20 protein-coding genes are annotated in these 24,437 nt (G+C 64.1%); 7 read left to right on the top strand and 13 right to left on the bottom strand.

The window, feature by feature from the left end:
* Positions 1-4: 4 nt before the first annotated feature.
* Together cydB and ABGX75_RS11515 are read right to left on the bottom strand one after the other, a co-directional pair.
* A complete protein-coding gene (gene cydB, locus ABGX75_RS11520; protein WP_347411380.1) occupies positions 5-1,006 on the bottom strand; it encodes a cytochrome d ubiquinol oxidase subunit II in 1,002 nt (333 codons plus the stop codon).
* 3 nt (positions 1,007-1,009) lie between these two features.
* Complete coding sequence (locus tag ABGX75_RS11515) at positions 1,010-2,431, bottom strand: cytochrome ubiquinol oxidase subunit I (RefSeq protein WP_179153135.1); 1,422 nt, start codon at positions 2,429-2,431, stop codon at positions 1,010-1,012.
* A gap of 522 nt (positions 2,432-2,953) precedes the next feature.
* Here ABGX75_RS11515 and ABGX75_RS11510 point away from each other — a divergent pair.
* From ABGX75_RS11510 to ABGX75_RS11500, 3 genes are read left to right on the top strand one after another with little or no spacing between them, the layout of a single operon-like run.
* On the top strand, positions 2,954-4,711 hold the full coding sequence (locus ABGX75_RS11510) for a carbon starvation protein A (RefSeq protein WP_347411379.1): 1,758 nt from the start codon (positions 2,954-2,956) through the stop codon (positions 4,709-4,711).
* Positions 4,698-4,994, top strand: coding sequence for a cory-CC-star protein (locus tag ABGX75_RS11505; protein ID WP_011507301.1), 297 nt, complete (start codon positions 4,698-4,700; stop codon positions 4,992-4,994). Before ABGX75_RS11510 ends, ABGX75_RS11505 begins: the two co-directional genes overlap by 14 nt.
* A 44-nt stretch (positions 4,995-5,038) precedes the next feature.
* Entirely contained in the window at positions 5,039-5,980 is a 942-nt protein-coding gene (locus ABGX75_RS11500) for an ArsA family ATPase (protein ID WP_347411378.1), read from the top strand.
* Here ABGX75_RS11500 and ABGX75_RS11495 read toward each other — a convergent pair.
* Complete coding sequence (locus tag ABGX75_RS11495; protein ID WP_224113290.1) at positions 5,977-6,951, bottom strand: calcium/sodium antiporter; 975 nt, start codon at positions 6,949-6,951, stop codon at positions 5,977-5,979. The two genes, ABGX75_RS11500 and ABGX75_RS11495, sit on opposite strands and share 4 nt — an antisense overlap.
* 418 nt (positions 6,952-7,369) lie before the next feature.
* Here ABGX75_RS11495 and ABGX75_RS11490 point away from each other — a divergent pair, with 418 nt between their 5' ends.
* From ABGX75_RS11490 to ABGX75_RS11475, 4 genes are all read left to right on the top strand, one after another.
* Positions 7,370-8,704 carry a PqiA/YebS family transporter subunit gene (locus ABGX75_RS11490; protein WP_347411437.1) on the top strand — a complete coding sequence of 445 codons (1,335 nt, stop codon included), beginning with the start codon at positions 7,370-7,372 and terminating at the stop codon, positions 8,702-8,704.
* Positions 8,697-10,340 (top strand): intermembrane transport protein PqiB, encoded by a 1,644-nt coding sequence (gene pqiB, locus ABGX75_RS11485; protein WP_347411377.1) that lies wholly within the window; start codon positions 8,697-8,699, stop codon positions 10,338-10,340. The genes ABGX75_RS11490 and pqiB overlap by 8 nt, the downstream gene beginning before the upstream one ends.
* Positions 10,337-11,002: an ABC-type transport auxiliary lipoprotein family protein gene (locus ABGX75_RS11480; protein ID WP_347411376.1), complete on the top strand. Its 666-nt coding sequence runs from the start codon at positions 10,337-10,339 to the stop codon at positions 11,000-11,002. Before pqiB ends, ABGX75_RS11480 begins: the two co-directional genes overlap by 4 nt.
* 123 nt (positions 11,003-11,125) lie before the next feature.
* Positions 11,126-12,850, top strand: a complete 1,725-nt coding sequence (locus tag ABGX75_RS11475; protein ID WP_347411375.1) for a diguanylate cyclase — start codon at positions 11,126-11,128, stop codon at positions 12,848-12,850.
* Between the two features lie 78 nt (positions 12,851-12,928).
* Here ABGX75_RS11475 and ABGX75_RS11470 read toward each other — a convergent pair whose 3' ends face one another.
* From ABGX75_RS11470 to ABGX75_RS11425, 10 genes are all read right to left on the bottom strand, one after another.
* The gene (locus ABGX75_RS11470) at positions 12,929-13,627 is read right to left on the bottom strand and encodes an RNA polymerase sigma factor FliA (protein WP_224113286.1); all 699 of its coding nucleotides are present in this window, start codon (positions 13,625-13,627) and stop codon (positions 12,929-12,931) included.
* Between the two features lie 139 nt (positions 13,628-13,766).
* Positions 13,767-14,183, bottom strand: a complete 417-nt coding sequence (locus ABGX75_RS11465; RefSeq protein WP_347411374.1) for a flagellar protein FlhE — start codon at positions 14,181-14,183, stop codon at positions 13,767-13,769.
* 50 nt (positions 14,184-14,233) lie between these two features.
* The gene (locus tag ABGX75_RS11460; RefSeq protein ID WP_179153139.1) at positions 14,234-14,677 is read right to left on the bottom strand and encodes a hypothetical protein; all 444 of its coding nucleotides are present in this window, start codon (positions 14,675-14,677) and stop codon (positions 14,234-14,236) included.
* Positions 14,678-14,685: 8 nt separating this feature from the next.
* Complete coding sequence (flhF, locus tag ABGX75_RS11455) at positions 14,686-16,875, bottom strand: flagellar biosynthesis protein FlhF (RefSeq protein ID WP_347411373.1); 2,190 nt, start codon at positions 16,873-16,875, stop codon at positions 14,686-14,688.
* Positions 16,872-18,959: a flagellar biosynthesis protein FlhA gene (gene flhA, locus ABGX75_RS11450; RefSeq protein WP_110061845.1), complete on the bottom strand. Its 2,088-nt coding sequence runs from the start codon at positions 18,957-18,959 to the stop codon at positions 16,872-16,874. Before flhA ends, flhF begins: the two co-directional genes overlap by 4 nt.
* Positions 18,956-20,119: a flagellar biosynthesis protein FlhB gene (gene flhB, locus ABGX75_RS11445; protein WP_347411372.1), complete on the bottom strand. Its 1,164-nt coding sequence runs from the start codon at positions 20,117-20,119 to the stop codon at positions 18,956-18,958. The genes flhA and flhB overlap by 4 nt, the downstream gene beginning before the upstream one ends.
* Before the next feature lie 199 nt (positions 20,120-20,318).
* Positions 20,319-21,008 carry a protein phosphatase CheZ gene (gene cheZ, locus ABGX75_RS11440; protein WP_347411371.1) on the bottom strand — a complete coding sequence of 230 codons (690 nt, stop codon included), beginning with the start codon at positions 21,006-21,008 and terminating at the stop codon, positions 20,319-20,321.
* Positions 21,009-21,030: 22 nt separating this feature from the next.
* Positions 21,031-21,420: a chemotaxis response regulator CheY gene (cheY, locus tag ABGX75_RS11435; RefSeq protein WP_011507315.1), complete on the bottom strand. Its 390-nt coding sequence runs from the start codon at positions 21,418-21,420 to the stop codon at positions 21,031-21,033.
* An 87-nt stretch (positions 21,421-21,507) separates the two neighbouring features.
* Positions 21,508-23,211 (bottom strand): methyl-accepting chemotaxis protein, encoded by a 1,704-nt coding sequence (locus ABGX75_RS11430; protein WP_347411370.1) that lies wholly within the window; start codon positions 23,209-23,211, stop codon positions 21,508-21,510.
* Positions 23,212-23,300: 89 nt separating this feature from the next.
* Positions 23,301-24,365: a chemotaxis response regulator protein-glutamate methylesterase gene (locus tag ABGX75_RS11425; RefSeq protein ID WP_011507317.1), complete on the bottom strand. Its 1,065-nt coding sequence runs from the start codon at positions 24,363-24,365 to the stop codon at positions 23,301-23,303.
* Between the last annotated feature and the right edge of the window lie 72 nt (positions 24,366-24,437).

The following is a 24,437-nucleotide window of genomic DNA, read 5'->3' as shown; positions in this document are numbered from 1 at the left end:
CGGCTCAGTGATACCCGTCGCCGACACGCACCTTGCCGCGGAATACCCAGTACGACCAGGCGGTGTAGGTCAGAATGATGGGCACCACGAACAGCACGCCGATCAACAGGAAGAATTGCGACGCGGGGGCGGAAGCGGCTTCCCACAGGGTGTAGTCCGGGGGAATGACATACGGCCAGCGGCTCACCAGAAGCCCTAGGTAGGTGAAGATGAACATGCCCAGGGTACAGAGGAACGCCACCAGCTCACGCCCCTTGCGGTTGGCGGCATAGATGCCAATCACACAGGCCAAGGCAAGCGCCGGCAGCAGCCAGATCACCTGCATATGGTCGAACCAGCGCTCCCAGACGCCAGGATCGATCCATGGCGTCCACAGGCTGACGACAGCAAAGACGACCACGACCCCGACGAGCAACTTGGGGATCAGGCCACGCGCCCAGTCACGCACATGGCCCTCGGACTTGAGCACCAGCCAGGTCGCGCCGAGCAATGCATAGCCGGCCACCAGACCGAGGCCGGTAATCACCGAAAATGGTGTCAGCCAGTCGAGCGGGCCCCCGGTGAACACGCGATCGGTGGTCTCGAAGCCTTCGATATAGGCCCCCACCACGGCGCCCTGGGCGAAAGCCGCCACGAAGGAGCCACCGGCAAAGGCTGCGTTCCACCAGGTCCGCGTGCGGCGCGACTTGAAGCGGAACTCGAAGGCCACGCCGCGGAAGATCAAGCCCGCCAGCATCAGAAACACGCCGATGTACATCGCCGGCAGGAGGATCGAATAGACCAGCGGGAAGGCGCCGATCAGCCCCGCCCCGCCAAGCACCAGCCAGGTCTCGTTGCCGTCCCAGACCGGCGCGACCGAGTTCATCATCACGTCGCGCGCGTCTTCGTCGGGCGCAAAGGGAAACAGGATGCCGAGTCCCAGATCGAAACCGTCCATGAGCACGTACATGATGACGCCGAAAGCGATGATGACGGCCCAGATCAACGAAAGGTCGAACATATCCATGGCTTAACTCCTGCTCGGTGCGCGGTCGTCGCGCTCATCGTCGAAGGGAACGTGGGCGGCGGACATGGGCCGCGCCGGCCGATCGTGGCTATCCAGCTCGTCGGTCTCGTCACGCTCGTCGAGCCCCTGGCGGATCACCTTGCACAGGTAATAGACGCCGGCGTAGAAGATCACGGCATAGACGGCGATATAGCCCAGCAGCGTGAACAGCACCATGCCGCCGCTCAACGAGGGCGTGATGGCATCGGCGTAGTCGAGCACGCCATAGATCAGCCACGGCGAACGGCCGGTTTCGGTCACGAACCACCCCGCCACCACCGCCACGAACGGAGCCAGGCTCATGCCCTGCAGACCGCGCAGGAACCAGCGGCTGCGGTAGACGCGTCCGCCCTTGCGCAGCACCAGGCCGGCCACCGCGAAGGCGATCATCAGAAGCCCCAGCCCCACCATCACGCGGAAACTGAAGAAGGTGATCCATACTGGCGGCTGCTGCGCGGGCTCGAGCTGGTCGAGGCCCGGCACGACGCCGTCCGGGTCGTGACGCAGGATGAGACTGGCGCCGTTGGGAATGCCGATCTCGAAGCGGTTGGCCTGCAGATCCCGGTCGGGCAATGCGAACAGCAACAGCGGCACGTTCGACTGGGTTTCCCAGTTGCCTTCCATCGCGGCGATCTTTTCCGGCTGATGCTCCAGGGTGTTGAGCCCATGTTCGTCGCCGACGTAGGCCTGCAGCGGCGCCAGGATCAACAATAGCCACAGCGTCATCGACAAGGCCCGCTTGTGAGCGTCGACATCGCGCCCACGCAGCAGGAACCAGGCACTGACGCCGGTCACCACGAAACCACCGGTCAAGAACGCCGCCAGCGCCATGTGCGTGAAGCGGTACGGGAACGACGGGTTGAAGATGGCCTCGACCCAGGAAGTGACGTGAATCACGCCCTCGCGAATCTCGAATCCTTGCGGCGTCTGCATCCAACTGTTGGTGGCCAGGATCCAGAAGGCCGAGATGAAGGTGCCCACGGCGACCATCAATGCGGCGAAGAAATGCACCGCCGGCGAGACTCGGTGGCGACCAAACAGCAGCACGCCCAGAAAGCCGGCCTCGAGGAAGAATGCCGTGACGACCTCGTAACTCAGCATCGGCCCGATGAAGTTAGCGGCCATCTGAGAGAAGTTGCTCCAGTTGGTGCCGAACTGGAACGCCATCACGATGCCCGACACCACCCCCATGCCGAAGACCACGGCAAACACCTTGGTCCAGAACAGCCCGAGGCGGTCCCAGACACGATTGCCGGTGGTGACGTACAGGCCCTGCAGCACGGCGATGTAAGAGGCAAGCCCGATCGTGAAGACCGGGAAGATGGCATGAAAGGAAACCACGAATGCGAACTGCAATCGCGACAGGAGAATCGGATCTAGCGCCATGGCTGACTCCTTGAAGCCCACGTAGTCGAATTGTCATCGGAAATCGCCGGCGGTCGATGCCGGAGCGCCTGGCCACCGCGAACGTCACCTGGCTTGTCTTGACAACGGTCTTGACAACAAGCCTTGACAACGGTCTTGACGACGCCTGCCAATCACGCGGGTGACGCCGCAATCTGGACGTTGTTCTTTCGCCTCCGATGCCCTTTCATCGTAGAGGCTTTATGTAGTGTTAAAAAGCGCCATGGCGGAGTTTATCGTGTGTCGCGTTGCCGCAAGGCAAATTGTCGCATGTGCGTCTTTGTCGCGGTTTCGATCTTCATGGCAATGACGCATGACGCCTAGACACCCGGTGGACACGACGTGTCCATAGCGTAGGCAGGCGCCTAGAGTATCGCCATGTTCTCGCGCGCCTGATGCGTTGGTCTAACGGAGAACGCCATCCTGCTTTGGTAGGGTAGACGCACCACAACAGCGCATCGTGAGTGCGGTCCATGCCGCACTCACTACCAACAAGGATCACTCATGAACGCTATCTGGATTGCCCTGTTCGGCGCCGTGTGTTTCGTGATGGGCTATCGTTTCTATTCGAAGTTCATCGCCGAACGCATTTATCGACTCGATGCCGACTTCCAGACGCCGGCGCACACCTATCGTGACGGCGTCGACTACGTGCCCACCAACAAGTGGATTCTCTGGGGCCACCATTTCACGTCGGTGGCCGGCGCGGCGCCCATCGTGGGGCCTGCCATCGCGATCTATTGGGGCTGGCTGCCAGCCATCCTGTGGGTCGTGCTGGGGACCGTCTTCGCCGCCGGGGTGCACGATTTCGGCGCGGTGGTACTCTCCAACCGCCACAAGGGCCATTCGATCGGCACGCTGGCCAACAAGTTGATCGGACAGCGCGCCAAACTGCTGTTCCTGTTCATCATCTTGATCCTGGTGTTGATGGTCAACGCGGTCTTCGCCTGGGTCATCGCCAAGCTGTTCATCACCTTCCCGGCCAGTGTGCTGTCGGTCTTCATCCAGATCCCGCTCGCCGTGTGGATCGGCTATCGCGTCTATCGCCGTTCGGGTTCGATGCTGCTGCCGTCGGTGATTGCACTGGCCGTGATGTATGGCGCAGCGCTGCTGGCCAGCGAGATTCCCCTGCTGCAGATCGATCTGGTGAGCTGGTTCGGCGGTGCCGAGGCGCCGGTCGTGGGTGGCTTCAACGGCACCTCGATGGCCTTTCTGGTGTGGATCGTGGTGTTGATGGCGTACGTCTACATCGCCTCGACGCTCCCCGTCTGGAAGCTGTTGCAGCCGCGTGACTACATCAATTCGCACCAGCTCGTGGTCGGCCTGGCGCTGCTGTATCTGGGTCTGCTGTTCGGCGCACCGGAAATGACCGCGCCCAGCGTCAACGGCGAAGCGGACATCAGCTGGTACCCGCTGCTGTTCATCACCATCGCCTGCGGGGCGATCTCCGGCTTCCACGGCCTGGTCGCTTCGGGCACGACGTCCAAGCAGCTCGACAAGGAAACCGATGCCCGCATGGTCGGCTACGGGGGCGCTCTGGGTGAAGGCATGCTGGCGATGATCGCGATCATCGCGGTGGGCACTCTGTTCGCTTCCGGTACCGATTTCACCGCGACGTACTCGAGCTTTTCCGCGGCCGGCTCCAACGGCCTGGGCTCGTTCGTGAAAGGCGCTGGCCAGCTTGCCGGCAATCTGGGCATTCCCGAGCACATGGGCTCGACCCTGGTCGCGGTGATCGTGGTGAGCTTCGCCGCCACCACGCTCGACACCGCCGTGCGCCTGATGCGTTACATCATCGCCGAGCTGGGCAACGAGTACGGCATGCCGGTGATCGCCCGCAAGCACGTCGCGACCAGCATCGCCGTCATCGCCAGCGCCGCGCTGGTCATCCTGCCCGAAGGCCCCAACGGCTTCGGCTCCGGCGGCTACCTGCTGTGGCCGTTGTTCGGCACCAGCAACCAGCTGCTGGCCGGCATCACGCTGATGCTGGTCTCGGTATGGCTCAAGCGCCAGGGCCGCCCGGTGGTCTTCACCCTGGTTCCCATGCTGTTCCTGCTGGTCATGACGCTGTGGGCCATGGGGCAGCAGGTGATCTTCACCTGGTCGGGCTTCGGCGATGCCGACCGCAACCTGCTGCTGTTCACCTTCGGCAGCCTGATCATGGTGTTCACGCTGTGGATCCTGCTCGAGGCGTCGCGAAGCTTCCGTCAGGGTGACCCGGCCGCGCAGCAGCAACCGCTGAGTTCCGATGAATCACGCTGATGACGACGGTTCCGTGATCGCCCTGTGGCGATCACGGTTGCGCCGCGCGATCCAGGGTTACGACGCGGTCCTGAGCTTGCCGCACCGGCGCGAAATCGCCCGGGAGCTTCAGGATGAGGAGGACCTCTTCATGCTGCTGTGCTTCTGCGACATGATGGGCATCCCCAATCCCGTCAGCGACATGACCCTGGAGCTCTACCCGCACATGCTCGAGCGCTTCCATGAATGGCACCAGCGCCAAGGCATGCCGCGTTCGCCACTGGATGGTTTTCGCTGCTGCTGAGCGGCACCGATGACGCGTGGCACAACCGAGGAGAGATAGCCGATATGGCCAAGAGCCTTTTCTTCGGCGGCAAGGGCGGGGTCGGCAAGACCAGTTGCGCCACCGCCTACGCGCTTGGCTGCGCGGCGGCCGGCTGGCGTACTCTGCTGGTCTCCACCGATCCGGCGCACAATCTGGCCGATCTGTTCGGACGCACACCAGGGCCGACGCCAACGCGCATGCAGGCCGGCCTCGATGTCGTCGAGCTCGACCCCAACCACGAAACGCAACGCTACCTGGAGCAGGTCAAGGCCACGTTGCGTCCTCTGGTCAGCGGCGAGCGCAGCGCGACGGTATTTCGCCAACTCGATCTGGCACGGCACGCACCTGGTACCGAGGAAGCGGCCCTGTTCGACGCCCTGGTCGGCCTGTTGCTGGATACCAGCGAGGATTACGACCGACTAATCTTCGACACCGCCCCCGGCGGGCACACGGTTCGCCTGCTGGCGCTCCCCGAGATCATGGGCGCCTGGGTGGAAGGCTTGATGCAACGTCGCCACAAGGTGCGCAGCGACTACAAGGCGTGGCTGGGCGACGGCGAAGTGGTCGACGACCCCATTCAGGAAACGCTGATGCGTCGTCGCGGACGCCTCGCCGCCGCCCGCGAGCACTTGACCTGTCCTGCGCATTCGGCGGTGATCCTGGTGGCCAATCCGGAGCGCCTACCGGCACTGGAAACCGCGCGCACCCGCGAGCTGCTCGAAAGCCATGGCCTGCACGTCGGTGCCGTGGTGATCAACAAGTGCCTGCCCGCCGAAGTCGACAGCCAATGGCTCGCCAATTGGCGCGAGGAACAACGCCCCTGGATCGAACATCTCGAGGCGTCTTTCCCCGACCGCGAGCGCATACGCATCGACCACCAGCCCCATGCGCCCGCTTCCTGCAGCGACCTAGCCCCTCTCCAGGAGGCACTGGGTCGACTCGCTCCCTGGCATGACCATGCCTAGCGCGTGCCGATCACGGACATCACCAGCCACGCCGTATAGGCGATGAACGTGCCCAACAGCAGAGCAGCCTCCAGGCGGTTGATACGCCCCTGGCCTTTCCAGCCGATGCCGAACACGGTCAGCGCCAGGGTCAAGCCCGCCATGACCGGCCAATCCCGCACCAGGACTGCGCCGTCGACGTCGATCGGATCGATGACACCCGCCAGCCCCACCACGGCGAGAGTATTGAAGAGGTTGGAACCCACTACGTTGCCGAGGACGAGGTCGTGCTCGTTCTTGCGAACCGCACTGATCGAGGAAGCCAGTTCCGGCAGCGACGTGCCGATGGCGACCACCGTCAACCCGATGACCAGATCGCTGACCCCGAATGCCGAGGCGATATCCACCGCCCCCCAGACCAGCAGACGTGAGCTGACGATCAGCAGGACCAGGCCCACCAGAGTCCAGGTAATCGCTCGCTTGAGCGTCATCGCCTGGGTATCGAGGTCGGCCGTCGTATTGTCGGCGAGAGTATCACTGCCTTGCTGCCGACCGCGTATGATGCTGTAGGTCAAGAAGGCTGCCAGCATTGCCAGAAGCAGCACCGCGTCCAAGCGCGACACGGCGCCGTCCTGAAGGCACCAGAGCGATGCCAAGGTCACCAGCATGAGCAACGGCAACTCCTGACGCAGCACTTGCGAGTGCATGATCAACGGGCTGAGCAGGGCCACGAACCCCACGATCAAGCCGATATTGGCGATGTTGGAGCCATAGGCGTTGCCCAACGCCAGGCCAGGGTTGCCTTGCCAGGCGGAAAGCGCCGACACCATCAATTCCGGCGCCGAGGTACCGAGTCCGATGACCACCATGCCGATCAGCAAGGGCGACAATCCCAGATGACGCGACGTCGCGGCCGCGCCATCGACGAAACGGTCGGCACTCCATACCAATACCGCCAGCCCGAGAGCGACGGCGGTGATCGCCATTAGCACGATAGAATCTCCTTGCACCTGATATAGGGATGGTGTGTGTCGGCGCATGCCGGAAACGCATGCCCCAGGGCCGTCGGCGCCAAGCTACTGACAAACATACGCATGTGAATGTACGCTGTTCGCTGCCCTGACCACGCCTGATCGTCGGTCGGCGTCACCGCACGCCACTCTAGATACCAGGCATTGAGGCAAAAGCATAGCGGAACGACAACGCTGCGAGTTGCTCAAGTTGCTATAGTAGCGTGAGATCGATGGTACTGACGGCAGGCAATCGATCAACACTCGAGTCCTCCTTCGGGACTGGTGCGTTTGAACCAACGGCTCAAGCCATCACGCATCATGTCCGACACCCTGGAATATCAACGCGAGACTCAGCTTGGCCGATACGTTTTCGTCACAGACCGCTCATCCAGCTCGCGTGCCGCACGTGGCGACGACACGTCATTCGCGGCGGCGTCTGCGCGCCTGTCACGAATGCGATCTGCTGGTGGCATTGCCGGCGCTGAAGCCCGGCCAGAAAGCGGACTGCCCCCGCTGCGAGCACACCCTGGCCGTCCGCCATCACAAGCCCGCCGAGCGCAGCCTGGCCCTGGCCATCGGCGCGCTCATCATGCTGCTGCTGTCGGTGGCGTTTCCTTTCGTCAGCTTCGAGGCCCGTGGCGTCAGCAACCGTATCGAGCTGACCGAGACCGCCTCGACGCTGGTCGGTTTCCATGAGCCGCTGGTGGCGATCTGCGTGCTGCTGACCGTGATCATTCTGCCCACGGTCTACCTGTGCGGCGTGATGTGGCTCTCGCTGGGGCTGCTGAGCCGGCGCTTCCTGCCGCATTCGCGGGGTGTCGCCCGGGCGCTGAAACACCTCACCCCCTGGATGATGGCCGATGTCTTCGTCATCGCCGCCCTGGTGAGCCTGATCAAGGTCGCGGGCATGGCCGAGGTCAGCCTGGGCCTCTCTTTCTGGACATTTTGCGCCTACGCCCTGCTCTTGCTGCTGACGACGCAGTCCCTCGATACCGACTGGATGTGGTTCTCGCTGGCCAGCGAACCCCTGGCGCCGGCGGGCGCACGCCCGGGTGAGCCGGCATCGCCCCAGGGATTGAGCGGTTGCGCCACCTGCGGCCTGGTCAATCGTCTCGATGCCAACGGACGCGGGCACTGTCGACGCTGCGGTGAGTCCCTTCATGCTCGCACGCCTCGCAGCCGCCAGCGTACGCTGGCCCTGCTGCTCGCCGCGGTGGTGATGTACATTCCCGCGAACCTGTACCCGATCATGACCACCACGTCGCTGGGCAACAGCTCGCCCTCGACGATCATCAGCGGCGTCATGCTGTTCCTGCAGCATGGCGATATTCCCATTGCCCTGATCATCTTCACCGCCAGCGTGGTCGTCCCCATCGGCAAGATTCTCGCGCTGGGCTGGCTATGCTACGCCGTCCGCCACCGGGGCGAACCGCTGCGCAACGTCACGCGCGTTCGCCTGTACCGCATGACCGAATTCATCGGCCGCTGGTCGATGGTCGACGTCTTCGTGGTCGCCATCCTGGTGGCACTGATACGCGCCGGCGAGTTGATGTCGATAGCGCCCGGCCCCGCCGCGCTCTCTTTCGCTTCCGTGGTCATCCTTACCATGCTGGCCGCGATCAGCTTCGACCCCCGCATGATCTGGGACGATCTGCCCGAAAAACCGCGGCGGCGCGGGATGTCCCGCATCGCCGCCCTCGCTTCTCCACGCAAGGAACCCGACGATGCCTGATGCTCCCCTGCGCGCGACGCGCCACCATCGCCGGCGGCTTTCGCCGATCTGGATCGTACCGCTCGTGGCGGTTCTCATCGGCGCATGGATGCTCTACGACAATCTCTCGGGACTCGGCCCCACGATCACCCTGGAGATGAAAAACGCCGAGGGCATCGAGGCCGGCAAGACATTGATCAAGACGCGCAACGTCGAGGTCGGCCGCGTCGAGGACGTGACACTCTCCGAAGACATGTCCCACACCATCATCACGGCCCGCATGAAGCCCGATACCGAACGCATGCTGAATGACGAGGCGCGCTTCTGGGTCGTCAAGCCGCGTATCGACCGGGAAGGCATCAGCGGACTGGGCACCGTGCTCTCGGGGGCCTATATCCAGCTGCTGCCCGGCAACGGCGAAACCGCCCAGCGTGAATTCGAGGTACTCGACCAACCGCCCGTGGCGCCGCCCGATGCGCCGGGCATTCGCGTCAACCTGGTCAGCAAGGTGGGCAGTTCCCTGCGCGCCGGCGACCCCATCACCTATCAGGGGTTCACCGTCGGGCGCGTGGAGAACACCGAGTTCGATCCCGAAGAAAAGGAAATGCGCCATCGCCTTTACATCCAGTCGCCTTATGACGTTCTGGTCACGGATACCACGCGCTTCTGGATCTCGTCGGGTGTCGACGTGCGCCTCGACTCCCAGGGCTTCCGGGTCAACGTGGAATCCATGGAATCGCTCATCGGCGGCGGCGTGACCTTCGGCGTGCCGGAGGATGTCGCCATGGGGCATCCCGCCGAATCCGAGGCGACCTACCAGCTCTTCAGCGACGAGGAAAGCGCGCGTGAAGGCACCTTTGACCGCTACCTCGAATACGTGCTGCTGGTCGACGACACCGTACGCGGCTTGAGCCGAGGCGACTCGGTCGAGTACCGCGGCGTGCGCGTGGGGACCGTGGAAGCCGTGCCCTGGCGCTTCTCCGCTCCCCAGCCGGATACGCTGAACCGTTTCGCGATTCCGGTACTGATTCGCATCGAGCCACAGCGCTTCGACGACGCCATGGCGAATTTCGACGCCGAGGACTGGCGCGCCCGCCTCGAACGCATGTTCGAGCACGGCCTGCGCGCCACGCTCAAGGCCGGCAATCTGCTCACCGGCGCGCTGTTCGTCGACCTCAACTTCCGCGACGACCCCGAGCCCTACGAAGCGCTCACCTTCGAGGGCAAGACGGTGTTCCCGACGACGTCGGGCGGCTTCGCGCAAATCGAGCAGAAAGTCTCCAACCTGCTCGACAAGCTCAACGAGCTCGAGGTCGAGCCGATCCTCACCTCGCTGAACGACACCTTGACGACGACACGCGCCACGATGCGCAAGGTCAACGACATCGCCAACTCCGTGGATACCTTGCTGAACGACCCGGCGACCCGCGAGCTGCCGCAGAACCTCAATGAGACGCTGCGCCAGACCCGCGATACGCTGCAGGGCTTCTCGCCCGACTCGCAGGGCTACCGTGAACTCAACGACACGCTCTCGCGGCTCGAGTCGCTGATGCGCGACCTGCAGCCCGTGGTGCGCACGCTCAGCGAGAAACCCAACGCCTTGATCTTCGATCGTGAAGAGACACGAGATCCACAACCGAGGGCCCCAAGCCAATGATCACCGCCGCCTTCGAGCCCCCCCGCCGATTCGTGCAGCGTGCCCGGCACGCTGCCCTGCTGGGCATCGGCGCACTGGCGCTTTCTGTCGCCGGTTGCGCCACGCAGAGCGCCGAGGACACCCGCTACACATTGCCCGACGATCCATTGTCCGACGACCGGACCGCTGCCGAGGTCGTCGGCGACTTCGACGGCAGCGTATGGCTTTCCCCCCTGTCCCTGACGAGTTATCTCGACGATCAGGGCATCGTCATGCAGCTGGACGACATTCGCATCCACCAGGCACGTCACCATCTCTGGGCCGAGCCGCTGGACAGTCAACTCATGCGGCAGTTGCGCGAACGCCTGAGCGCCGCCTTGCCCGAGGCGGATATCCTGCGTCGCGGACAGACCGCACAGGCGGCGTCGCCGGCCCTGCATGTCGATCTCAGGGTGGAACGCTTCCAGGGACGCGACGACGGCATGGCCGTGGTCGGCGGAGACTGGCGCATACGTGATGCACAGGATCGCACGCTGTCACGGGAGAGCTTCTCGATCGAGCGCCCGCTCGACAGCGACGGCTACCCCGCGCTGGTCCGCGCCCTCGGTGGCGCCTGGGACACGCTCGGCGAGCGCCTGGCCGAGGCGCTGACGGAAGCCGGTACGCGTGCGACGAGCGATTGATGCCGCATGACGCTTGAGCGGTTATAAGTAAGGTGTCGTTTATAGCGGGATGATCCTTGTACTCATCCCGCCAGGCCCTCATTATCCCATCCGCCATGTTCCAACCACGAGACATTTCACCTCATGCGCCGCTCACGGATGCCGGAAGCCGAAGCCCAGGAAGCCGAGCGCGTCGCCGCGCTGCATCGGCTGGGCATCTACGAAACGTCCTGCGATCCGGAGCTGAACCGGCTCATGATCATGATCGGGGAACTCTTCGACGTTCCCTGCGCCATGATCAATCTCGTCGACCGGGAGCGGACCTGGTGCCTGGCGAGTTCCAGCGACCTCGCCGCGCCGCCGCGTCGCGAGGATTCGCTCTGTGCCTTCACGGTGGATCATGATACGGCGTTGTTCATCGAGGACATGCGCGATGCCGATGGATTTCGCGAACACCCGCTGGTGAGGGACACGCCTTTCATCCGCGCCTTCGCCGGCGAAAGAATCCTGTCGTTGAGCGGCCATCTGCTGGGCACGCTGTGCCTGGTCGATATCCGCCCACGGGTTTTCGACGCCGAGAGCCGGCAACGCCTGGCCGACCTGGCCAAGCTCGTCTCGTTGCGTCTCAACCAGCGCCTGATCGACGAGCAGCGTCATACCGCCGATGCGATGATCGATCAGCAAACGCAACTGCTCGATCATCTACCGGACGGGATCGTGCTGCTCGATGACCGCCGCGTCGTGCATTACGCCAACGCCGCCGCCCAGCGCCTGCTGGGCGGCGCCTCTCATGACGTCAAGGGCTGTGCCTTCGACACCCTCGTCGCACAGCCCGAAGGGCACGATTTCGCCACGGCGTCACGCACCGGCTCGCCACTCGAGATCCATGCACTGCCCAGGTTCCAGGGGTTCGAGGCCTTGCAGCTGGGCGACCGCGCCTCGCTCGTGGGCACGCATCAAGCCCTGCAACGCTTGCGCAGCCTGGTGGATGCCTGGCCCGATGGCGTACTGATCTGCGATTACGACAACCTGCGCATCGTCGAGTGGAACATCGCCGCACGCCGTTTGCTCGGCACGCAGGCATCATCGCTCGAAGGCACTCGTCTTCCCCAGTGGTTCCTGTCGGGCGACCGGCGCACGCTGCAGCGGCGCATCCGTGCGGAGCTCGGTGAAGGGGATGGCACCCTGCGCCATAACGCCACCTTGCACAACGACACCCCGGTCGAAGTCACGCTGGTGCCGATGCAGGACGCCAGCGAGACATCGTTGATCGTCGTCCTGCGCGACCGCAGTCCTTATCTTCAGCACCTGCGCACGGTCACGCGCAAGCTTGCCAAGGCCGAGGAAATGATCAGCCAGGATGCCCTGACCGGCCTGCTCAACCGCTTCGGTTTCAAGCAGGCCATCGACGAGTTCATGGTCGAGGCCGAGCGCGGCGCCCCCTTCGCGTTGCTCATCGCCGATATCGACCATTTCAAGGATATCAACGATACCTACGGTCACCAGTTAGGCGATGAAGCTCTCAGGATCGTCGCCACCCGGCTCACCGAGCAACTCCGTGACGACGATGCCGTGGCACGCTATGGCGGCGAGGAATTTTGCATGCTGATGGCGATTCCCGAGCATCGGGTCGTGGAAGTCGCCGAACGTATTCGGCGGACCGTCGCCGCCACCCCCGTGACGCTCGACGACGGCAATGAACTCGCGCTCACGATCAGTATCGGCGCGACTTATTACGCTCCCGGCCTGGACGAGGACAGCATGTTCGAACGAGCCGACGAAGCGCTTTATGAAGCCAAGGAGTATGGGCGCAATCGTACCGTCATGCTAAACGCCGCAACGCCTACGGCACGTGACGAAGAAGAGTGACGAAGAAGGGTGACGACGGCTGCGCCTTGCGGTAGAAATACCCTGGCACCGCACCGGCGACCTACGAGGGCGATGCCACTAGGCCGCCAGCCGGGAACGCAGCCTGGCGACCGCCTGGCTATGCAACTGACAAACCCGCGATTCGCTGACGCCCAGCACGGCACCGATTTCCTTGAGGTTGAGCTCTTCCTGGTAATAAAGGCCCAGCAAGAGTTTTTCGCGCTCGGGCAGGTGTTCGATGGCCGCGACGAGATGCGTGCGCGCATCGCCTTGCAGCAAGGCATCGTGGGGGGTGGCCGGCGCCGTGTCGCCACCAGGGGGCTCGCCCAGCTCGGATACGACGTCGTCGAATCCCAGAAGGTAGCCGTTGTTGGCATCCAGCAGCAACTGGTGATATTCCTCGACACTCATCCCCAGCGCGTTGGCGATCTCGCGCTCGTCCGGGGCGCGCCCCAGGGTCTGCTCGAGCTTGTGCACCGCCTGATCCAGGGCACGCGCGCTGCGCCGCACGCTGCGCGGCATCCAGTCACGACTGCGCAACTCATCGATCATCGCACCACGCACACGCTGATTGGCAAAGGTGGAGAAGCTCGCCCCTTGCGTGGCATCGAAACGCTCCAGCGCATCGAGCAAGCCCACCATGCCGGCTTGAATGAGATCGTCGAGTTCGACACTGGCCGGCAGACGCACCTGTAGCGCCAACGCATGACGCCTGACCAGCGGCATGTATTGCTCGAGCAGTGCATGTTGGTCGATTTTGCCCTGTGCCGTATACATCACTTTCGCCTCGGATGTTCGGATCGGCGCGTAGCGCGACGCTCCCGCATGCCATTATTGAGGTTACGGGTCACCTCACAAGGCGGGAATAACCACCGCTTGAGGGGCCTTTTCCCGATTTTGCCCTGCTCGCCCAGGCTCATCGGTAGTTCACGATCAACTGCACCCGGCCAATCCGGATGCTCGAAGATGCCGTTTCATCACGTCGGAAACGCAACACGAACGGCACATCGGCCGGCAGCCCCTCGAAACGCCGGGTACCGCCACGCCCCGACGCCAGTGCCACGCAACGTCGGGGATGACAGAGCCAGGCACGTACCGCGTGCCGGTCGTCGGATACTTCATAGCGCCAGGAGATCCGGGTGATACGTCCTCCGTCGACGTTCTCCGGCGCCGGCGAACGCAATTCGGGGGTGGATTCCGAGCGCCCCGGCGTCGTCAGCAACGGGCCGCGCGGCAGGGTTACCGCCCAGCTGCCGGCCTCCGCCGCAAGAGCGGGGGCAGCGTTCATGCCCGGCAACGCCAGCATGCCCATCATTAGGGTAAAGATCGCCATCAAGCGACTCCCGCCCTGGCGACACCGGCTCCTGGGCGACGTCGACCACGTCATCTCGTGCCACCGGACTCGGTCATGGGCAAGGTCTGGGCCAGCCAGTCGGCCGGGTCGGTGAACAGCTTGATTCCTAGAAAACGCCGTGCCGCGTCCACCAGGTTATCCAGCGGCATGTCCTGGGAGGCCGCCGGGTCGCGGATGATCAACAGGGGAGGCAGGCGCTCGCGCTGGGACCATTGCTTGAGGTCGCGATAAGCGCCCTGCAACCCTTCCGCCCCCGGCGCCACGCCGACCCCCCAGTACGGAGAGGAACGTTGCGCCGATGACACCTCGCCCAGCGCCAGGGGAAGCGTCTCCCAGGCCAGGCCACTGAGTGCCGAAAGACGTTCGCAGGTGGCATTCACCGCCTGGGGCGTGGGCCGCCCGATGGTCACCAGGCTGGCCTTGTCGCGACGTTGACTGGCGTAGGCGCGCAGGCCCGCTGCTTGATCGTTCATCGCCGTCCTCACTCATCCGGGGACAGCGCCACGTGCGCCGTCAGCAGATGGATCGACCCCGCCAGCAAGGTGTCGGGGCTCATGCGTTTGCGTTCCCCGGCCAGGCGCCGCACCACCGGACGCGTGTCCAGCGCCCAGCCCGCATCGCTCAGGTCCAGGCGCAACGCCAGTGCTGACAGTTGCGCGGCCAGGTAGACGCGCAGTTCGCAATCGAGCGGCGACACGCCACCCAGTTGCTGCCAGGCCGACCGCATCAAGCGCGGCAGGTCGTCCTGCTCGGTCTGTCGGTAGATGAAAGCGCGCATGTCGATATCCAGCGCATCGCCGACCTGCCCCAGCCAGTGATAGACGCCGCGTTGCCGTCCATTCTCGGGGTCATGTGCCGTGGCGACCCACAGGCTGAGGGTCGGCGCCTCGTGCTCGGACAAGGCCACCGGCAAGCGGGCGAGCGTGACGCGTCGCGGACGTCCACGCAGGCGACAGACATGCTGGCCGCAGGGCTCGGCGAGAGAGGCGAGCTCGCCGACCGCCAGTCGCTCGCCGGCATGCCAGACGCGCTGCTGCACGCGCACCCGCGCCAGCCAGGGGCTCTCGGAATCGTGCAATTGCTGCCGGACATCGCTCTCCGGGACCCGGGCGAACACCACCCAGTGGCTGCCCAGATGACGACGCGCCAGGGTCAAGCGCTGGGCGTCGGACGGCGGCCAGCGATGCAGCGGCCAGGCCAGCGGCAAGACATCGCCATTGGCATCCAGCGGCAGCATGGGCGGCACCCAGTCCATGCCGCGAGGCTGACCGCCGGACCAGACCAGGCCCGTGGCCTCGGCCTCGCGAATCGCCGCGATCATCGGCGGCGGCGCCAGGTGGCGTTCGAGCCAGGCCTGTTGCGCGGCCCGCGGCGCCTCGCGCTGTCGCCAGGCATCGACCAGCAGTGTCATCCCGGGAACGGCCGCCTGCAGCGTTGCCATGACCCTTGCCAGTTGCTGTCGCTGCGCCAGCAGGTCGCGAGACAGCGCCTGCACGCCCTGACCGGACGCAGAGGGTCGCAGCATGTCGGTCAGCACGTTTTCATCGTAGGTGAACGGCGACCCCTGCCCCACGGCCAGTGCTTCTTCCAGCAGGTCGGGGGCTTCGGCCAGACGAATGTCCTCGGGGACCCGCTGCCCATGAGACACGTAGTAAAGACGCAGCCGGTGACGCATGACCACATCGAGCACCGCCCCCAGACGAGGTGCCTCGTCCACCTTGGTCAGCAGGCAGCCATAGAGCGGCGCCCCGGCATCCCGCGAGGCCCGCTGATAGGTCTCGACGACCTCTTCGAGCGTATCGCCGTGGCTGGCGGCATTGAGCAGCAGCAAACGCCGTACCGGGCGCGCGGCGCCGCCGAGTCGCGCGATCTGCCCAGCGACGCGCTGATCGCGCTGACTCATGCCGACGGTGTCGACGATCACCATGCGCTTGCCCTCGAGGCGCGTCAGCAAGCCTTCCAGATCGTCCTCGTGATGCACCGCGTGCACATCGACGCCCAGCAGGCGTGCGTAGATACGCAATTGTTCGTGCGCGCCGATACGGTAGTCGTCGGTGGTGACGAGGGCGACATCGTCCCCCCCGAAGCGCATGACATAGCGCGCCGCGAACTTGGCGGTGGTCGTGGTCTTGCCCACGCCGGTGGGCCCCACCAGCGCGAAGACGCCGCCCTGCTCGAGCATCGATGCCTCGTCATCCAGGACATCCAGGCGGCTTTCCAGCTGGCGACGGCTCCAGGCGAGCAGGCCAGGGTCGTCGGGCGTCGCCTGGGAGAGCTCCTCCGGCAGGTCATCGAGCATTTCACGTACCAGGCGCGCACTGAAACCGGCGGTGATCAGCCGCTGGCGCAACACGCCTTGTACCCCGGGACGCGCGTTGCGGGCACGCGGCGTCTCGGCAATGTGCGACATCAGCAGCTCGCGCATGGCCTGCATTTCGGCATACAGACGTTCTTGCCCCACCGGCGACGCGGCGTCGGCGGAAGACGTTTCGGCGGGGCGCGACTCGGCATGCTCGACCAGGGAGGCCTGCGCGTCTTCGGCCACGGCCACTACCTCGACCCCGTCATCGACACGCCGGTTGGACAGAATCAGGGCGTCGTCGCCCAGCGCATCGCGCACCTGACGCATGGCCTCGCGACTGTTGACGCCCAGGAACCGCATCACGCTCATGAACGGGCTCCGATCGTGGTGGTGACACGCAAGGTACGATCATCGGGAATTTCGGCGTTCGACATCACCACCAGGTGGGTGATGCGCCGGCGCAGGAAGCGCGCCAGCAAGGCCCGCAGGCCGTGCTGCACCACCAGCACGGCCGGGTCGCCGCGCGCCTCCTGGCGCTCGACGGCGGATACCGCCTGCTCCATGAGCGTGTCGGCCAGCCCGGGCTCCAGGCCACCGCCGTTGCTCAACGCCTGGGTCAGGACCTGCTCGAGGTTGGCATCCAGGCCGATGACGTGCATCTCCTGGTCGCCGGGGAACCACTGCTGGGTGATCGAGCGTCCCAGCGCGACACGCACCATGGCCGTGAGTTCGTGCGGATCGGACTGCTGGGGCGCATGCTCGGCCAGGGTGTCGAGAATCGTGCGCATGTCGCGGATCGAGACTTCCTCGGCCAGCAGGTTCTGCAGAATGCGCTGCATCGCGGTCAACGACAGCAGCTTGGGCACCACATCCTCGACCAGGGACTTGTTCTCGGCGGCGATCTTGTCGAGCAGTTGCTGAACCTCCTGGCGGCCCAGCATGTCGTTGGCATGACGATGCAGCAAGTGATTGAGGTGCGTGGCCACCACGGTGCTCGCATCCACCACGGTGTAGCCGTAGACCTGCGCGCGTTCACGCTGCGCCGAGTCGATCCATACCGCAGGCAGACCGAAGGCCGGGTCCTGAGTGACCGTGCCTTCCACCTTGCCGGACACCTGACCCGGGTCGATGGCCAGCCATTGCCCCGGATGCGCATCGGCGCGCCCCACTTCGACGCCCTTGAGCGTGATGACGTACGTCGAGGCACCCAGTTCCAGGTTGTCGCGGATATGCACCACCGGCGGCAGAAAGCCGACATCCTGGGCGAATTTCTTGCGCACGCTCTTGATGCGCCCCAGCAGCTCGCCCTGCTGACGATGGTCGACGAGCGGGATCAGCCGATGGCCGACCTCGAGTCCCAGGGTGTCGACCAGTTGCACGTCATCCCAACTGGCCTCGGGTACCTCGGGCTGCGGCGGCGGTGTCTGCGGCGTTGCCGCCGAGGGGGCGGCCTCGCGCTGATTGCGGCGCCACATCCACCAGGCCAGGCTCCCCAGCAGCACGGTGAACAGCAAAAACACCAGGTTGGGCATGCCCGGCACCAGCCCCAGCAGGCCCATGACACCGGCGGCCAGCATCAAGACCTGCGGATTGTTGAACAGCTGGCTGATCAACTGCTGGCCGACGTCCTGGTCGGTATTGACGCGCGACACGGTGACACCTGCCGCGGTGGAGATCACCAGCGCCGGGATCTGTGCCACCAGACCATCGCCGATGGTCAGCAAGGTGTAGGTATGCCCCGCCTCGGAGAAGCTCAGGCTGTGCTGGGCCATGCCGATCGCCAGACCACCGATCAGGTTGATGAGCATGATGATGATGCCGGCGATGGCGTCGCCGCGCACGAACTTGCTGGCCCCGTCCATGGAACCGTAGAAATCCGCTTCCTGGGAGATTTCCTGGCGCCGCGCCCGGGCATCTTCCTCGCCGATCAGGCCGGCATTGAGGTCGGCATCGATGGCCATCTGCTTGCCGGGCATGGCATCCAGGGTGAAGCGCGCGCCAACCTCGGCGATACGCCCCGCCCCCTTGGTGATGACCATGAAATTGATGACCACCAGGATCATGAAGACCACCAGCCCGACGGCGAAGTTACCGCCGATCAGGAAGGCGCCGAAGGCCTCGATCACCTTGCCGGCCGCGTCGCCGCCCTCATGGCCCTCCATCAGCACCACGCGCGTGGAGGCCACGTTGAGCGACAGGCGCAGCAGGGTCGAAAACAGCAGGACCGCCGGGAAGGCCGCGAAATCGAGAGGCTTCTGGGTGAACATGCTGACCAGCAACACCATCACCGCCAGCGTGATGTTGAAGGTGAACAAGAGGTCCAGCACGAATGCCGGCAGTGGCAGGATCATCATGGCCAGGATCATGATGATCAACACGGGTCCGGCCAGGACCTTCAAACGGGTGTCGTTCAACCACTCACGACGCCCCCATAGCTGACTTAACGCATTCATGGCGTGTCCTTGGCTCCGGCAACGTTATGCTGGGAAGGGTCCAACTCATTCGGCACGGGCAGGTCGTGTGGCGTATCAGGCCAGTCACCTCCCTCCTCGCGCACGCGTTTCAGGCGATAGGCCCAGGCGAGCACTTCCGCCACGGCGGTATACAGCGTCGCCGGCACTTCCTGGTCGATGTCCACGTGCTGATGCAGGGCACGCGCCAAGGGTGGGGCTTCGAGCAGTGGCACGCCATGGGCCTCGCCGATTTCTCGAATACGCGTGGCGACCAGATCCGACCCCTTGGCCACGACCCGCGGGGCTTCCATGTAACTCCCCTCGTAGCTCAGCGCCACGGCATAATGCGTGGGGTTGGTCACGATGACATCCGCCTCCGGTACCTTGGCCATCATGCGGCGCCTCGCCATGGATTGCTGCTGGGCACGTATGCGTGCCTTGACCTGGGGATCACCCTCGGTTTCCTTGTGCTCTTTCTTGACCTCGTCCTTCGTCATGCGCAGCTTCTTGGTGAAACTCCACAACTGGAACGGCACGTCGATGAGCACCACGACGATGAGCATCGCCACGCAAAGGGAAAGGCACAAGGCGGCGAGATCCATGCCCCGCGCCAGGGCTTCGCTGAGCGGCAGGCTCATCAGGCCCAGCAGATCGCCGCGATTCAGCCACAGGAATGCGACGGCCACGCCGCCGACCAGCACCGACTTGGCCACGGCCTTGCCCAGCTCGGCCAGCACCTGCGACGAGAACATCCGCTTGAAGCCCTTGAGCGGATTCAGCTTGGAGATCTGGGGCTGCAGGGCCTTGCCGGAAATCAACCAGCCGCCGAGCATGACCGGCGCCGTCAGCGCCACCACCGTGACGATCAGGAACAAGGGCAACAAGGCCAGCAACGTATTGCGTCCCAGGTTCCAGACATGCGCCATCAAGACGGCGGTATCGAACGCCTCGGCACGCGAGAACAGGAACGATTGCTCCATGACCACTCCCATGCGGTCATAGAGATGCCCCCCCAGCGACCACAAAGACCCGACCCCCACGGCAAGCAGCATGAAAGTGGTCAATTCGCGCGAGCGCGCGACTTCGCCATCTTCCTTCGCCTTGTCGAGTCGTCGAGGTGTCGGGTCTTCTGTTTTTTCCTCGTCGCTATCCTCGGCCATGACCCTCTCTGACGTCGCAGCGTCGGGCGTCCCACGCCTGGACGAAAGCCCAGCCGCCGAACGGCCTGTTCATCGAATGCGAGCTATTTTCGAGGCAACGAGGAGAAGACGATCATCGGAATAGCGCCCACTATGCCCTGTTATTCAAGGCACGCGACGCCAAACGCTGCCGGCGAACCCCGGCAGCGTCGGGAGGAGGTCAGAATCCCAGGCTGTCGAGCAGATCGTCGACCTGGTCCTGACTGTTGACGACATCGGTACCCTCGGGCTTGACCTGAGGCCCGTTGAGGAGCTCGTCATCGCCTTTCTTGGTCTTGCGCGAGCGCTCGTCGGCGAGCTGTTGCAGCTCTTCCTTGTTATGGCTGTCCGGTGCGGTATCGATCAGCACCTGAACCAGCTGCTGCTCGATCTCGCGGATGACGTCCATCATCTTCTTGATGACCTGGCCGGTCAGGTCCTGAAAATCCTGGGCCATCATGATTTCGAGCAGCTGCGCGTTGGTCGCCTTGGTCTGGGTGGGCACGTCGTGCAGAAAGGCACGCGTATCCCTGACCAGTTCCTTGGCATCGTCCAGCTCGACGGGCGCGGCGAACCACTCTTCCCAGCGTCGGTCGAGCTGCTCGGCCCCCGTCTCCATGCGCTCCTGCAACGGTTGCGCCTGATCGATGGCGTTCAACGACCGCTCAGCGGCCTGCTCGGTCATGGCGGCGACGTAACTGAGGCGATCCCGTGCGTCGGGAATCGCTTCGGCCGCTTTTTCGATCTCTTTGTCCAGCCCCAGCTCGCGCATGCTTTCATGCAGCATGCGCGTCATCTTGCCGATCTTATGGATCAGATCGTCTGCGGGGGTGCCATCCGTGCTTTTCTCCGGCTCCGTTTCACCGCTCATGGCCTGCCTCCCTCGTGCGTACTTACTTGCCCAATTTCTCGAAAATCTTGTCCAGCTTCTCTTCCAGCGTCGCGGCAGTGAATGGCTTCACGACATAGCCGTTCGCCCCGGCCTGTGCGGCAGCGATGATGTTCTCTTTCTTGGCTTCCGCCGTGACCATCAGTACCGGCAGGTCGGACAACGCGTCGTCCTGACGAATCTCCTTGAGCATCGAGAGACCATCGAGGTTGGGCATGTTCCAGTCCGACACCACGAATTCGAAGCCGCCGGCACGCAATTTGTTCAGCGCTTCCTGCCCGTCCTCGGCTTCATCCACATTGTTGAAGCCCAGTTCCTTGAGCAGGCTGCGCACGATACGCCGCATGGTCGGGAAATCGTCCACGACCAGAATGCTCATGTTCTTGTCCGCCATATATCCTCCGATTCACTAAAAGCTGATCCATTGACTGACAACCCCGCCCGGGTGACGCCCCATGGCGTCACCCGGCGTGCGGCATATTTAGAATTCTTCCCACTCGTCCTCTTCGTGGGTGACCGGCGCACGCTTGGCCGGCACACGCTGAGAGGCACCCTGTGCAGAGGTCGATGGCGTGGCGGACGATCCGGCGGACCTGCCGGCCGACGTCTTGGCACGCGGCAACTGATGGGTGCTGCCGCCCGGCAGACGGAACGTGGACACCACGTCTTCCAGGCGCTGCGCCTGTTCCTCGAGCGACGCGGAGGCGCTGGAGGCTTCCTGAACCAGGGAGGCATTCTGCTGGGTCACCTGGTCCATCTGGGTCACGGCCTGGCTCACCTGCTCGATGCCGTCGCTCTGCTCCTGCGACGCCGCGGAAATTTCATCCATGATGTCACTGACGCGCTTCACGGCCTGCACCACGTCGCGCATGGTGGTTTCGGCATTGCCGACCAGCTCGGAGCCCTGCTCGATCTGCGTCGTCGAGGTGTGAATCAGCCCCTTGATTTCCTTGGCGGCCTCGGCACTGCGGCTGGCCAGGTTACGCACTTCGCTGGCGACCACGGCGAAGCCGCGTCCCTGTTCGCCGGCACGCGCCGCTTCGACCGAAGCGTTCAGGGCCAGGATGTTGGTCTGGAAGGCGATCGAATCGATCATGCCGATGATATCGGAGATCTGCTTGGAGCTTTCGGTAATGCCCTGCATGGTCGTGGAGACTTCCTGCATGACATCGCCGCCGCGCCCGGCCGTGGTCGAGGCATCGGTGGCCAGTGAACTCGCCTGACGCGCATTGTCGGCGTTCTGGCGCACGGTGGAGGTCAGCTCTTCCATGCTCGACGCGGTTTCCTCGAGCGAGGCGGCCTGCTGCTCGGTGCGCGAGGACAAATCGGCGTTCCCGGAGGCGATCTCGCGGGCCCCGCCATGAATCGAGCCGCTGGATTCACGCACGGAGGTGACTGTCCCCACCAGACCTTGCTGCATGTCGCGCATGGCATTGAACAGGCGACCGATCTCGTTCTTGCCTCGCTCGGCGATATGGTGGGAGAGATCGCCCTTGGCGATGTATTCGAAGTGCTCGATCGCTTCATACAGCGGCTTGACGACCGCACGCACCAGCCCCATCCGCACGGCGATAGCCACGACAATGGCCAGCACCAACAATACGATGGACAGGACTTCCATCAGCCGGCTGTTGTCGGCATCCACCATGATGGCGTTGTCGACACGCGTCTCGGCGTAATCGATAAAGTCACGCACGCTGTTGTCGAGATTGCTCATCAGAGGGTTGATGCGTTGATCGTCCTCAGTACGCACGGCATCTTCACCCGCAGTCATCTGGCGCTGCACCTCGTCGTGTAAAGCGACAAAGGCTTCGCCGATGCGCGCCGCATATTCTTCTCCGGTATCAGTCTTGGCTACCTCTTTGAACTGGTTGATGCGCTCACCAGCATTTTGCAGTGCAGACTCGATCTCATTTTGAAGCTGTTGCGCGCGCTCGGTGTCCTCGGCCTCCACCGCGTTACGGTAACTGGCCACCAGGGCGCGTGAGCGCACCAGGTTGAGCGTAGCGCGGTTGATGGTGTTGGTCTGCTCGAACCCGATGGTGCCGATGGTATCCAGCGCTTCGGCGCTTTTCTGGTTGGAATAGAACCCCATGGCGCTGATGATCGCGCACATGACGACCATGACGGTCAATGCGATCGTCAAGCTGGCCCTGACCGAAAGGTCGTTCAGCATTTTTCCCATGTCGTCTCCTGATGAGTTCCCTGGCGTCGGTTGCAGTGGTTGAGTCGGTAATGAATATGGATGGCCCCGGTTTATTGTCTAGATCGCGGTCATACCCGCTGCGCGCGCCCGGAGGCTTCGGCGCGTTTCATCAGCGCAGCGGGGATCTCGGAGAGCGCAATGGTGTCGATCGCCGCCCCTGCGACGATCGCCTCGCGCGGCATGCCGAACACCACGCAGCTCTCTTCGTCCTGGGCCAGGGTGTAGCTCCCGGCCTGACGCATCTCCAGCAAGCCCGCCGCACCATCCCGGCCCATGCCGGTGAGGATCACGCCGATGGCGTTGCGTCCCGCGCTCTGTGCCGCGGAGTGGAACAATACGTCCACCGAAGGGCGATGGCGGTTCACGGGCGGTGCATCGTCCAGGCGTATCACGTAGTTGGCGCCCGAGCGGGCCAGCTTCATGTGCCAGTCACCCGGCGCGATGTAGGCATGACCGGGCAGCACGCGCTCGCCGTCGACCGCCTCCTTGACCGAGATCCGGCAAAGCTTGTCGAGGCGCTCGGCAAAGGATTTCGTGAACCCCCCCGGCATGTGCTGAGTAATCAGCACCGCGGGACTGTTCGCCGGCAAGGGTTCGAGGACATGGCGAATGGCTTCGGTGCCACCCGTGGAGGCGCCGATGATGATCACCTTCTCGCTCGACAGCAGTGGCGCCTTGAGCGGTGCCTTGTCCTTCGCCGGAGGCTGCTTGGCCACGGCACGCGGGCGCGAGCGCGCCGCCGCCCGAATCATGTCGGCGATCATTTCCGTGTACTCGAGCATGCCCTCGCGAATGCCCATTTCCGGCTTGGCGACGAAATCGACCGCCCCCAGCTCCAGCGCACGCAGGGTGATCTCCGACCCCTTCTGGGTCAGCGACGACACCATCAATACCGGCATGGGCCGCAAGCGCATCAACCGCTCGAGAAAGTCGAGCCCGTCCATGCGCGGCATTTCCACGTCCAGCGTCAAGACGTCAGGATTGGTGCGCTTGATCAAGTCACGCGCCACCAGGGGATCCGGCGCCGTGGCGACGACCTCCATGTCCGGCTGGCTGTCGATGATCTTGCTCATCAAATCGCGAATCAGCGCCGAATCATCGACACACAGCACCTTGATCTTGTTCGAGGTCAACGCCACTACTCCTTAATCTTCATGCACACATGTGACGCGGGACCACGCGCGCCGCGCCTGTCGCCACGATGT

It is taken from the genome of Chromohalobacter sp. (assembly GCF_039830575.1).
In the GTDB taxonomy this organism is placed as follows: domain Bacteria; phylum Pseudomonadota; class Gammaproteobacteria; order Pseudomonadales; family Halomonadaceae; genus Chromohalobacter; species Chromohalobacter israelensis.
Note: the sequence above shows the minus strand (reverse complement) of the source record. Positions and strands in the feature narration are given on the sequence as shown.